The organism is Pseudoalteromonas amylolytica (assembly GCF_001854605.1).
Taxonomy (GTDB): Bacteria; Pseudomonadota; Gammaproteobacteria; order Enterobacterales; family Alteromonadaceae; genus Pseudoalteromonas; species Pseudoalteromonas amylolytica.
The window spans coordinates 72,517-85,101 of the sequence record NZ_MKJU01000025.1 but is presented as its reverse complement, the minus strand read 5'-3'; the positions used below and the strand labels follow the sequence as shown (position 1 = coordinate 85,101).

Here is a 12,585-nt window from a genome sequence, read left to right as displayed (position 1 = left end):
ACATCGTTCGTTTTGGTGTTATTAAATTAAAGTGTTTTTTGCATTGTGTATAGCAAATGCCGAAATTTTCCATTGTCCATCAATTAAATAGACATAGTAACTGGCCCCTACTTTATTATGTAAGGTTCCTGTTTTGGTATAGCGCTCGGCAATGTTGCTCACCAGCGCAATGTTGTCATCCAGTTGATGAATTGACACCTTGCCCCATTTAACATAGCTCACACCATCAGCTTTTAGACTTGATAAGAAAACCTGCACTTGCTGGTTCATTTGCGCGAGTGTGATCACACTCGGCTTGGAGCGTGATGACATCAACATAACCGTGTCAGTGTATAGCTCAGGTGTATTTGGCAAGACACCATGCTCTAAAAAGTGGTTATATTTGGCCATATAGCCTTCAAATAATGTGTTGATTTGTGCTTTGGCGGTGCCTCCAGCTAAAACACTACTGCTTAACAATAGTAATATCAATGCGGTACAAAATCTCATACTTGCTTTCTCCTTTTTTAGTTTTCATTATCCTAGCAAGTACAACTGTGTGGGTCGCGGATTAAAATAGTTACTAGTCGCTGCGTTTTAGCACCAGCCTAATACTTATACAACCTGCCTAATCACTTCGGATCTGGTTATATATTTTAACCAAGCGGGTGCTAGATTGAGCGCAGAGGCTAAGAAGATAAATTTAATTAACTATCAATCATTTACCAAAAAATCTAACAGAAATCATAAGAACCTCAAGCTTCCAAAGCGCAACTTGTGTAAGGTTAAAACATGTAAGCCAAAAATTGATGGATAACGTTTAGCAGGAATGAATCATGAAACATAATATTTATCTTTTACACCTATTGACGTTGTTTTTACTAACAAACACCAATGCTTTTGCAATGAGTGAACGCCCAACACTAAAAGGCCCCTATCTTGGCCAAACACCACCTGGCATGATCCCAAAAGTATTTGCCCCAGGTTACGTCAGCACTCGACACCGAGACCACACTCCATCCTTCACACCTGACTTGCAAGAGCTTTATTTTTCCAGAAAGGATGCAGATACAGATAAATGGTGGCTAATCCGATTCAAACAAATAGACAACGTATGGCATGAATCTGTGATCGGTCCAAGAGTGGGGCGGCCTTCGCTCGCACCAAATGGCAAAGTTATGCACTTAGGCAATAAATATATGCAACGTACACAAAGCGGCTGGTCCGAGGTAAAATCTCTTGGCCCCATGTTTGATAGATCTGACTGGGGAATTATGCGCTTATCAGCTTCAGCGGATGGTACTTACATCTTTGATGATTATAAAAATAATGATGTGTTGCGTATTTCTGAGGTAAAAGATGGCAAACGCCAAACGCCGGTATTGCTTGGCCCACATATCAATGCTGGCAAATGGACCGCCCACCCCTTCATCGCCCAAGATGCTTCGTACATCATCTGGGACAGTGAAAAAGATGATGGCTATGGAAATAAAGACTTATATATTAGCTTTCGCCTACCCAACGGAGATTGGGGCAGAGCAAAAAACTTAGGTGACTCTATTAATACCGCTGGAATGGAAGCAGGAGCTTATGTTTCTCCTGATGGTAAATATCTATTCTTTAATAGACACGTTCTAAAAGACGGCGAAACGCAATCTTCCACAGATGGTGATATCTATTGGGTAGATGCCGCAGTGATTGAGAGACTGAGGCCTAAGTCACCAGATAGCAAACTGTCAACCGTAGACTAAAAAACAGGCTGAGTGATATGTTGCCACACCTCTCAGCCCCATATGTTAGTACTCGAAGTTAACCTGTACAGGATAGTGATCCGATAACTCGTTGTAATAGCCATCATGGTAGTAGCGACCATCGCTGAGGTTCCAATACCCTTTCAGGTAGCTCCAGTACCAGCTATTTGGTGCTTTTGGATATCGAACACTCATGCTAGGCGCATTGCTAGGCTGTTTGTGATCGCGATGCCAGAATACGTAATCCAAGGTGTCGTTGTAATCTAGGCTGTAATCAAAATAGTAGGCGTTTGCCTTGGTAAACCAGTTGTATTTTGCTGGGAATGAGCCAATAAGCGGCGTTTGAAAATTCAACTCTGCCCGTAAAGTCGCAAGCATATCAGCCACTTCATGCTGTTTACTCCATTCAACATTCATGTCGCCGCCGATAATAACCGGTTCACTGGCTGGAATATTTTCAGCGTCAATAAATGCTTGGATCTCACTTAACTGCCCCAAACGAACATGGTGCTCTTGTTGGGTATCATCGTCGTGAGTTGCTTGTAGGTGCGTGCCAATAAGGTGGTAACGCTTGGCGTCTTTTTCTATTTCTACATAAGCAAAGCCTTTGTTTGCCATGTAATCCCAACTACCACTTAAGCTGTTGTTAAACACGTGTGCTTTTTGCGAAATGATGGGATATTTTGACAAAATAACCACGCCACCACGAATAACAAACGGGCTGTTTGAGCAATTACCAGTTAGCGCGTCCCAACCACTGCCGCTACAGTCCTGACCAACGTTTGGCGTTTGATAGGGATATTGCGCCGACAACTGTGCAAGCGCTTGTTCAGCCTCACTGTTAAATGCCTCGCTGATGAGAATGACATCTGGACTGTCACTTAATGACTTTAATACCGCAGGTAAGCGTTCAGCTCGGTTTGCCTGATCCCAATCCTGTACATTTAATTGCATGATGTTGTAAGCCATGACTTTGAGTGAGTCGGCCATGCTGTGTGTGCTCAACAACGCAAGCGCGCACAGCAAAACATGCTTTATTTTCATTTTACTCTCCAATCTTTCATTTTTTTTAATCGTCATTAAGATGTTCACCCGATATTTTGCTGACTAGATTTTGTCTACGGTGTGAAATTTCGGGGCAGAAATTAACCAATATAGGTGTCAGTTTGATTGCGCTAAGTTGCTTTTTTTATGAAATTTTTCTGTAAGTTATACGACTTTTTAAGACTTTGATTGAGCCGCTGCTGTGGAAGTACGCAAGGTTAGCGGATTGAATAGAAATAGCTCAGTAAAATGAAAAGGAGGCAATACATGCCTCCTTTTCGCTTGCTTTTGTAATCATTGGAAAGTGCAGTGGCGGCCTGACGCTTGCCAGCTCTACATACCCGCCAATTATGAGTGGTAACTCAAGGTCATAGCGCAACTTTCACAAACTTAAGGGTCATACGGTCAGACTCTCCAATTTGTGTGTATACCTCTTTGTCTTTTTCTTTAAGCGCAAGACTTGGCGGCAACGTCCAAACACCCTTCTCATAGTTTTTGGTATCTTTAGGGTTAGCGTTAACTTCTGAGCTTGCTGCAAGCTTAAAACCATAAGACTCAACCACATTAATTAAGTCCGACTGCTTCCAGCGGCCACGTTTAGATGACGCATCTCTGTCGCCTGCAAAGTTTTCATCCTCTCGGTGTTGAATAATAGCCAATACCCCACCGCCTTTGAGTATTAGTCTGGATTGTTTCAACCCATCTTCTAGTCGCCCTTGGTTTTGCCAGTTGTGCATAGTGCGAGCAATAAAGACAACGTCTAATGACCCCTCTTTCACAGGCAACCCCTCAGAGGCTGGCAACCATGTGCCAATCGCATTACTGCCGTATAAATCAGGAGCGCTTTTGATTGTATCTGGGTAGGCAGCAAGCTTTTTGGCCCAATCTGGCCACTTTCCATAAAAGGCAGGGTTATGTTGCAAGCCCACATAACGGCCTTTTTCTTTTAACAAAGGCGCAAGTATATGAGTATACCAACCTCCGCCTGGGGCAACCTCACCTACCGCAGAGGCTTCATCTATACCAAAAAAGCGTAGCACTTGTTCAGGGTTGCGATACACATCGCGTTTAGCCTCTTGCTCAGTGCGGTGAGGATTGTTATTCACAGCTTGCCAGATTGCATCTTTATCACTTGATTGCGCAAATACATTGGTGGTACCAATTGAAATTAACACAGATGTTATGCCTGCGAGCAATTTGGTATGTTTCATTTGTACTTCCTTTTTATTGGAGCTTGAGGATGTTTTTGTCAGGTACTCTCACTCGTACTTGGTTAGTTTTTGTGTTTATATTTAAAGCCCGTACGAATACCCACGATTGACTCTACAGCACTTCAGCATCTACCTAAACTAGTTTTTTAGCGCGTCTTTAATCACTTACCGACCTGAACCGAGAAAGTACGCGAAGCAAAAGAGAGGGTACGACACTTAGAGTAAGTTCAGTTCAAGATTCTATATTTACCCATTAAAGATATGTTATACTATAACAGTTCGGTGTTATTTGCCGTGAGCTCACTAAGCGACTAACCCATCAAAAAGGAAAAGTAGAATGAGAACTGCCCAGCGCGTAACAGACAAATTTGCAGTTGGTTTATCCGTCATGTGCAGCATTCACTGCTTGCTACTGCCCATACTTTTATCCTTGTTGCCCAGCCTAACGGCACTCCCCCTTGGCAACGAGGCGTTTCATATTTGGATGATAGTAGCCGTGCTGCCAAGTAGTCTATTTGCGCTCACACTTGGGTGTAAACAGCATCAAGATTACCGGCTATTACTCATCGGCGGTATGGGCTTAATGATGCTAGTGGCAGCACTTTTTTCAAATAACATCCATTTAGGTGAGGTAGGCGAGAAGGTGCTAACCTTACTAGGTTCAATATTAGTCGCAACAGCGCACTTGCGTAATTACCGACTATGTCACGCAAGTAAAAGCCATGATTGCCCATGCCCTGATACACAGAAAGTGAGTGAGTAATAGCTATAAAGTATTTGATTTTGCTATAAAGTACCTTCGCAAGTTAAGATACTAAATAATCCAAGCTACAAGGATATGGCTTATATGAGATTCATGTTATTCCCACTACTTTTTTGCACGACACTTAATATCAATGCTCAGCAAATAAAACCAGCGCACTCAGATGGACTCTCTACTCAGCAGTCAAGCTTAGCGCGCTTTAATCTAGATAATGTGCAAAAAAACATGTTACAAGCGATTATCGAGCAAGCCGAATTCGACAAAAAGGTAGATATTAAATATCACAACGGCTTGCAGGGTACATTTGGAGATTTAAGCCGACGCGTTACCTACACTGGTAACGAAACACTCTATCTGAGTATAAAAAGTCGCAAAACAGGCGATGAGCATTTTTCCCTAAAACCTACTCATATATCCTATGGCCACGATCAAAAGCTTAGATCTATCGAGTTTAACTCGAATACTAAAGGTGCAAGCGTTAAGCTTTATACAAACTTGATTGATGACCCAACTCATTCCCCAACACAGACTCATTCTGAATTAGTCATTTTTTCGCGCAGCAGACAAGTCATTATTAAACTGTCAACTGAGTGGCATACTTTGCAAACCCAAGAGACACACTCAGCAGGCAAACTTAGTCACTACCCCACTGGTGAAACCTTACCTTTGTAAACTTGCAAGCTTTTGAATAGATGAACAGCCACACCCAAGTTTGAATTGAGTATGTGATGCTACGTGTAGATATGCGCCTACATTATGACAGCCATAAATAAGATAAAATGAATAAAATAATAAACACCTAAATATAAATAATAATATCTCAAACAGCATCTCACCACCCAAATAAAAAAAACACAACAACTAAAAAAACATAATTATTAACCACCTATAAAAAACAATAAAATAATATTAAGTTTACCTTTGCCACATCATAAATCATATTCTAAGGTTAAATGGCTCAAACGGATATGAGCCTTTAAAAATGGACTTTTCCTTTCCCGCAACCTTACTGTAGGTAAGTTCATTGTCTCATTTTCAATTTGAGCTTTTACTAATTTATTTATATTAAGAAGGAAATTAATATGCAAAATGAAATGTATGAAGTTGAAGAGCTGGAAGCTCGCTTTGAGATGGAAAGTGTTGTACCAACAGATGGTACGGTTGAGCCTAATGGTTGGTACTGCCGATGTGGTTGGGAGCCCAACTAAGTAGCAATACAGGTGGAGGAGGAAGCACCGCTGCTTTCTCCACCTATCAAGGTAAACCAACAATGGATACATTTTTCAAATATGTCAGGAGTATTAAAACATGGATTGTTCGATACCCAAAATAAGGGAAGATATAGAAATATCCTTATTCGACAAAGTCAAAGAAAAGAATCGGTATTTAGTTTCTATCGACTCAAAAAACTACTTGGTCTCTGAGGAGGTTATTGGCTTAATTAATAGGGCTAAAAGTTATCAACTTAACAATGAAAAAACAAACGAAAACAGAGACGGTGAAAACTTAAAAGAAAAACTAGAGAAAAACCTACCTAATTGCTTTTTTGAAAACCAACCTATAGACAAGCCTAGACCGCCCTTTATTATTAGCGTTGAGTTAATTTCTCAAAACAGCCTGCAAAAGATCACTGACTTACTAAAAGGACTGGTCAATAAGCGATTAGCCATATTAATACTGACAGTGTTCTGCTTACTACACCCAATGGTTCTCTACTCCACACCACAATTAGAGTATAGCCTAACATCTTGGTATGCATGGCTCATATTTATTCCACTTTTTATATTGAGTTTTGTTATTCATGAATTAGGCCACGCCTCATCATGTGCAAAGTTCGGGCAAAAACCCGGCGGCATCGGTTTTGGGCTGTACCTTATATTTCCTGCTTTTTATACTGACGTGACCAACGCATGGAAGCTAAACAAAAAACACAGAGCAATTGTTGATATATCTGGATTATACTTTCAATCTCTATACCTTATAATAATAGACATATTAATATTATCCTCCCCTTCTGCTACTTTAATAACGTTATCTCACTTAATTTCGATTACCATGCTACATACAATAAATCCATTTTTTAAGTTTGATGGCTATTGGTTTATGAGCGATCTAAGTGGCACTGTTAACTTACATAAAAAAGTAAAACAAACGATTCAATACTATTCAACAATCACATTTAAAAAGAACTTAAAAAAGCCAGACACTAGCTTTTTAATAATAACCTACTCCATTTGCATGCTGCTTTTCACTTGTTTTATGATCTACTTGCTAGGTCAGCTAGTTAGCGCTTATCAAGTATCTATTCCTACAAGCTACATTGCTTTCGTTAAAGAGTTTTCACTCAGTGAGAGTATATTAACCAAACTTGAGATATTACTTTCGTTTATTGGTTCTTTGTTATTTCCCATGCTTATTTTATGTGGGCTACTTTTCTACTGCTTCAAAATGTATAGCTGTTTTTTCATTTGCCCAGAGAATAAAGACGGAGATAAATAGATGATTAGCTTAAAGTCACTAGAAACCAAGCTTGATGCATGTCAGTCACATATAAAGTTAGTGTTCATTCCTACTAAAGTTTTTACCACTTCATTTGTAACGCTGCTTTCTAATCGCAAAGAGCAAATATTGATACTAAAAAACACACATTTACAAGAATATGCAGCTCATAATATCACCACTTGCTCAACCACTGAAGTAATTAAACAACTTAACGCTCAAGATACTTCTCCTAAAATTATTGTGGTCACACCCGAGTTGCTACCGCACACGGTCTCGTCATGCAGAACAATGGTTTACAAAGAGCAAAGGTTTATTATTCCAGCCTTTATTGAGCTGCTATTGACTAATAAGCAGGCTGATTTGGTTATTCCTTTCTACACCCCTAATACAGTCCACTTTTTCATTGCACCAACGGCCAACATGCCGTTGCAAACAGTTATGCAGGAATACCTGTCTCTGTTAAGTGCAGTCGGTGACCACAACGCTTTAAGGCAACTCTCATTTCTGTTTACATTACAGGTTGAGATTCATCGTCTTCTAACACTACAACATTATATAAACGCTCAAGAAAAGGCGAATAGAAACCGTTATTCAGCGATACTACTTAAAGCTGAAAATCAAAAAAGAAGAATGTTTGAGCTGCTAGAAGGAGAAAGCAAATGATCACTTTTATAAAGCAGTCTCAGCTTTATATTACCTCACTATACGATATATTTAAAAATCGAACCGTGTCTAACAGCGTATTTGATAACTGTAAATTTATCGGTTTTTCTCGCAAAAAGTCCATTGCAAAAGTTTTTCAGTACTTCCTGTCAAAGCGCACAACTCAGGCCCTGTATCGTTCAATCTTAAAAGGTTCATATGACCTTGAACAGTACCTTGATCGGCAAGTTAGCTTTAGTAATGAAGAATACTGGAAAGCCTGCAAAGCGCACTCGGGTCCAATCATATTTGTTACTCCACATTACGGCCCTTTTGCAATTGGCTGCATGAAAATTTGCAAGGAACTAAATGGCCTTAAAAATGTACACGCATTCTATGATCCACCCGAAAAAAATAGCTCTACAAAGTCGTACAAAGCTATTATCGGGGCACTTGGTTATAACTTTGCGCCTATTTTCAATAACAACCGAGGGGTTATTAAAGCCCTTAGAGCACTCAAGCAAAACCAAGCTTTGACCATGATGCCTGACGTTTTTGAGATAAACGGCCAAACCATATACGTGCCATTCTTTTCACATCTCTCTTGCGCAATGACTGGCACCGCTTATTTAGCCAGAAAATCATCAGCATTAATTGTGCATGCCTATGTAAAAAATTCGACTTTTGGACGCGTTGTTATTGATATTGAAAAACCGTTCAAATTAAAAGCCTCTGAAAACCCTGAGCATGACCTTTACGTTCAAACATGTCACTCTATGAGTTCGTTAGAAGAAAAGCTGAAAAAATCGCCAGAACATTGGGTTTATCTGCCCGATTTATCTAGTCGATTAACGACCAAAAAGCTTGAGGCCTCAAAAGAAGTTGAACAATTAATGGACTCACTCATAACCAGTTTAAATCTATCCAAGGAACTATAAAATGGCCAAAAGTAACGTATTAAATAATGTCCTTATTGCTCTTTTGTGCGCGCTCGTTTGTTCATGTTCAACCATTCACATTACCGAAGATAACTTCCTGCGAGACAAGCAACAAGAAGTTTTGTATCACCTTGTGACGCACGAGCGTAGCTCTATTGCCAAGCTCGCCAACAGTGCATCCTACTCCCAGTCTCAGCTCACGGCAACGCTGAAAAAACTGGTAGAACAAGGTTTGGTGCACAGCGAAGATGACCTCTGGAGCGTAACAGAAAAATACAAAACACAACAAAGCGAACGATTCAACGAGATATCTAAATTTGATTTGATGAAATTGCAAAGCCAACTAACTTCACACCAGCTAAATATCACCTCGCTTCAAGAGTCAAATGTTCAAGTTGCATCACTGTTGACTCACTCAGCAAATGAATCGTTACTCATATTTCCAGGCAATGGCTTTCATCTAGCGCCTGATCTCAATGAACTTATAAAATTGCTCTCACCGAAGAGAAACCTGTTTGTTATAGAGTACCCAGGAATGGGTAACAATAATGGCCCTTTAACCGTTGAGTCACTCAAAAAAGCAGCTAACGAATTTTACCTTTTCGTTGCAGGCCATCCAAGTACACAAAATACTACACTTAATGTATACGGCTTTTCATTAGGCGGCTTTGTGGCATCAGAGGTTGCGGCATCACATCCGGTTGATTCTTTAATACTCGACTCAACCGCCCCTGATATACAAAGCTGGATAGATGCCAACGTGCCAACTTATGCCAAGTTAATGGTTAATGTACAAGCAAGCCCTGCATTAAAAGCAATAAGTAACACCCGCTCCATCGAGAATCTTACTTGCCCCATTTTATTTATATCCGGTTCAGATGACCAAGTGACGCCACCTCAATTGATGAAAACCATATACCAATCCGCGACCCACGCCTCATACAAGAAACTAGTTTTACTACAAGGCGCAGATCACGGAGACAGTTTAGATCACACCCAATTTAGTCCAACGATAGAGGCATTTTTCAATCATGTAACAAAAATAAAAACATCAGGCATGACTAAAAGAGCGCTGCGTTAGAGCAAAGAAGGCTAATGCAAAAGCTAAACTTTAGGGGGTGTAAAAACCAAACTCCCCTGAATTATCTGTTTTAACTTGCGCAAGAACTTTGACTAACACGGTAACTAAACCAATTAGTGCTGAAGAGTTTTAGTAGATTAGTATAAGAAGTGCTATTGATCTAATGAACTGAGAATGAGTTTTTAATAGGATTTATAAAGGAATTAGTGTGTTTTAGTATAGTTTTAAGTGCTATTAATAACTAAGTAAATTTATAGTGACAAGTGTACTAAATATAAAATACACACTTAAAACAATAATATATGGTAGTAAAAAATTAGTATCAAAAAAGGGAGAATACTTACATAACGGTGCAACTGTATTAAGCATTTTGACGTGCTTTGTGCCTGAAGCGGATCTTCAACGCTCGATTAACAGGTAAAAAACTGTGGGCAAAAATTGAGCGAAGCGAATAGCCCGTAAGTTTTTTATCCCCGTTGAATTGCTTGTTAGAAATTTATTGTCTCAATACTAGCAATTTCCCAACCCGAGAACTCAATTCCATCTTCAACCAATAAGTCTTTAGGTTCAAACTCCATTGGGTTTACACCTGACATGATAAGTTTTTCTATTTTACCTTTCTGCTCATTGGTTAAAGTACCCCACCACAAAGGGGAAGTGAAAGTATTTTCTGCAACACCGAAAAAAAACCTAATTAGTGCGCTGAACATTTTATTCTTATCTATAGCTAAAAGGGAATTTATAAAATCTAATACTTTCTGTGATTCTTTTGCCCAACTAAAAACTACATATCCTTTACCGTCACTAGAGAACGCATTAAAAACGAGTTGTTGGGCATCAACACTTAGGTCTCCTAAATCCTGGATTAAATTGCCTGCAAAATCACTTATTGGTGAGACAATTGATGAAACAGCTACTGGCACAGGTTTGGATGATTTAATAATTAAGTGAGTCAAATTTCCTGAACATTTGCCTAAAAGTTGCTTGTCAAGCTTACTTTTGAGTTCCGAAAGCTCTTTAATAGCCGCATTGATACCTAATTGCTGATCTGCCGCAAACTGCTGCATAAACATTTGCTCGAGTGTCGAGCGACCTTTGTCAGCACCTTTAAGGAATTCAGAAGTATTAAGCATACCCTCTTTAGCATAAAGTTCTTTTGCAACTGAACGATACATTAAGGCTAAACATTGCTCTTCATCGCCAACAAACTCTCTATCCTCAATACAAGCGAAAAGAGCCTTATCATGAGTAGAGCAGAATCCTTTAAAAGTTGAAGCCTGATTAATTCCAATTTTCTCTGGAATTAATTTCCCTTTATTTTTTATTATATTTGGTAAACTAATTTTCAAACCTAAGACATGATTACTTTCATCTGCAATTTCTTTTAAGCTACCGCTCTTTGAGATGGTATGAGCATTAATAATTTTATTACTGCACTCATGTTTTAAATCAGCTGAAACATAGCATAGCTTTCTTGAAGAGTTTTTCTTTGTATGTCCAATAGCTTCGCCTTTACTGACAGGCTGCTCAGTTTCACGACCATAATGACAATGTTTAAACTTTTTCCCTGAATTACACCAACACTTCTCATTTCGTCCTATTTTCATGTGTTCCTACTTCTTTATTTTATGATGCAAAAACTGCGATGATTGCACTAAATTCATAACAATTTAATAGCGAGCAATTCGATCGTTTTTCTGCCTTAAACCGCCTCGATTTTCTACTAACAAGATTTTTAGCATATCGGATAACTTATTGCTACAATTGGCTTTCTGGATTTAAAGCTAAAATTGCTTAAGGATCAAAACACCCCAATTGCTCATTTTCCTGACTATACGAGAAACTTGTAAATGGACAGCCGAAAATATATAAGAAGATCTGCTTTTCGCTCTTTCACGTCATTTCTATCTATTTTGAAGCCTGTTCACTATCCACCTATAACTACATGGCTTGAGCTCAACTAAATTAGCCTCACGCCTTTCAGAGTTAAGCCTATCAAGTTGCTCAAGAAACTGGTCATAAACCTTTTGATACCTCACCACCGTATGCGTGCGCAGGTATTCATTGATCACGTCATCAATGAGGTCATGTACTTCTTGAGGTAGTTGCTTGGTTCGGTTGCCTTTGGCTTTATGCTTTGGCATCAGTCCGTGTTTATCCCAGCCGCTTTCCACAAAGGTTTTGTTCCAATAGGCTAGCGTTCGCCATGACGGTGGGCTGCTGTCTTTTATCTCCGCCGCCTTATGGGTAATATACGGGGTTAACCACTTCTCGGTATAGGCTGGAACGCTTTGCTCAATTGCGCCTTGCACGTACTTATAACGTCGCTCCATTTCTTTTTTGGACGCAACATCTTCCGTAGTTTCAGCTTTAGGCTTTTTAACGTTACTGAGAGGCTTAAAGGTTAACTTGGTTGGTAACTCACGCCGCGCGATGGTTCTGAGCTGGCCGTTTGACACCAGTTGTTCAAGCTTTGGCTTCGCAAAATTAAACCGCCCACCGCTTTCAATATCCGTCAACACCACATCACTCCCCGCAATGCTTTCAACCGCAAAGTAGGAGCATGAATGCTCCGATAGGCGTTTTACTAAAATCAGGTCGGGGTTTTGCAAGTCCATTGTGATGGCGTTTCCTAAAACGACGGCAAAGCATAAATTCAAATAGCGTATACCCT

13 protein-coding genes are annotated in these 12,585 nt (G+C 39.7%); 8 read left to right on the top strand and 5 right to left on the bottom strand.

Annotation, left to right across the window (positions count from 1 at the left end; translation table 11 throughout):
- Positions 1–21 precede the first annotated feature (21 nt).
- Positions 22–489 carry a hypothetical protein gene (locus tag BET10_RS06785; RefSeq protein WP_070984306.1) on the bottom strand — a complete coding sequence of 156 codons (468 nt, stop codon included), beginning with the start codon at positions 487–489 and terminating at the stop codon, positions 22–24.
- A 326-nt stretch (positions 490–815) separates the two neighbouring features.
- Between BET10_RS06785 and BET10_RS06780 the strand changes: the two genes are divergently transcribed.
- Positions 816–1,730, top strand: a complete 915-nt coding sequence (locus BET10_RS06780; RefSeq protein WP_070984305.1) for a TolB-like translocation protein — start codon at positions 816–818, stop codon at positions 1,728–1,730.
- 45 nt (positions 1,731–1,775) lie between these two features.
- Here the strand turns inward: BET10_RS06780 and BET10_RS06775 are convergent, their stop codons facing one another.
- Positions 1,776–2,774 carry a sphingomyelin phosphodiesterase gene (locus BET10_RS06775; RefSeq protein ID WP_070984302.1) on the bottom strand — a complete coding sequence of 333 codons (999 nt, stop codon included), beginning with the start codon at positions 2,772–2,774 and terminating at the stop codon, positions 1,776–1,778.
- Between the two features lie 368 nt (positions 2,775–3,142).
- Positions 3,143–3,985, bottom strand: coding sequence for a class I SAM-dependent methyltransferase (locus BET10_RS06770; RefSeq protein WP_070984300.1), 843 nt, complete (start codon positions 3,983–3,985; stop codon positions 3,143–3,145).
- A gap of 337 nt (positions 3,986–4,322) precedes the next feature.
- On the opposite strand from BET10_RS06770, the gene BET10_RS06765 reads away from it, so the two are divergent.
- The 7 genes from BET10_RS06765 (at position 4,323) to BET10_RS06740 (ending at position 9,911) form a co-directional block, all read left to right on the top strand.
- A complete protein-coding gene (locus tag BET10_RS06765) occupies positions 4,323–4,748 on the top strand; it encodes a MerC domain-containing protein (protein WP_070984298.1) in 426 nt (141 codons plus the stop codon).
- Between the two features lie 84 nt (positions 4,749–4,832).
- On the top strand, positions 4,833–5,420 hold the full coding sequence (locus tag BET10_RS06760; protein WP_070984297.1) for a hypothetical protein: 588 nt from the start codon (positions 4,833–4,835) through the stop codon (positions 5,418–5,420).
- Positions 5,421–5,830: 410 nt separating this feature from the next.
- Positions 5,831–5,956 carry a hypothetical protein gene (locus tag BET10_RS21970; protein ID WP_275423235.1) on the top strand — a complete coding sequence of 42 codons (126 nt, stop codon included), beginning with the start codon at positions 5,831–5,833 and terminating at the stop codon, positions 5,954–5,956.
- A 100-nt stretch (positions 5,957–6,056) separates the two neighbouring features.
- Positions 6,057–7,247 (top strand): hypothetical protein, encoded by a 1,191-nt coding sequence (locus tag BET10_RS06755; protein ID WP_070984295.1) that lies wholly within the window; start codon positions 6,057–6,059, stop codon positions 7,245–7,247.
- Positions 7,248–7,913, top strand: coding sequence for a hypothetical protein (locus BET10_RS06750; protein ID WP_070984293.1), 666 nt, complete (start codon positions 7,248–7,250; stop codon positions 7,911–7,913).
- The gene (locus tag BET10_RS06745; RefSeq protein ID WP_070984291.1) at positions 7,910–8,830 is read left to right on the top strand and encodes a lysophospholipid acyltransferase family protein; all 921 of its coding nucleotides are present in this window, start codon (positions 7,910–7,912) and stop codon (positions 8,828–8,830) included. The genes BET10_RS06750 and BET10_RS06745 overlap by 4 nt, the downstream gene beginning before the upstream one ends.
- Position 8,831: 1 nt before the next feature.
- The gene (locus BET10_RS06740) at positions 8,832–9,911 is read left to right on the top strand and encodes an alpha/beta fold hydrolase (RefSeq protein WP_070984289.1); all 1,080 of its coding nucleotides are present in this window, start codon (positions 8,832–8,834) and stop codon (positions 9,909–9,911) included.
- 488 nt (positions 9,912–10,399) lie between these two features.
- Here BET10_RS06740 and BET10_RS06735 read toward each other — a convergent pair whose 3' ends face one another.
- Both BET10_RS06735 and BET10_RS06730 read right to left on the bottom strand, forming a co-directional pair.
- Positions 10,400–11,518, bottom strand: a complete 1,119-nt coding sequence (locus tag BET10_RS06735) for an SEC-C domain-containing protein (RefSeq protein WP_070984287.1) — start codon at positions 11,516–11,518, stop codon at positions 10,400–10,402.
- Between the two features lie 297 nt (positions 11,519–11,815).
- The gene (locus BET10_RS06730) at positions 11,816–12,529 is read right to left on the bottom strand and encodes a hypothetical protein (RefSeq protein WP_070984285.1); all 714 of its coding nucleotides are present in this window, start codon (positions 12,527–12,529) and stop codon (positions 11,816–11,818) included.
- Positions 12,530–12,585: the final 56 nt, after the last annotated feature.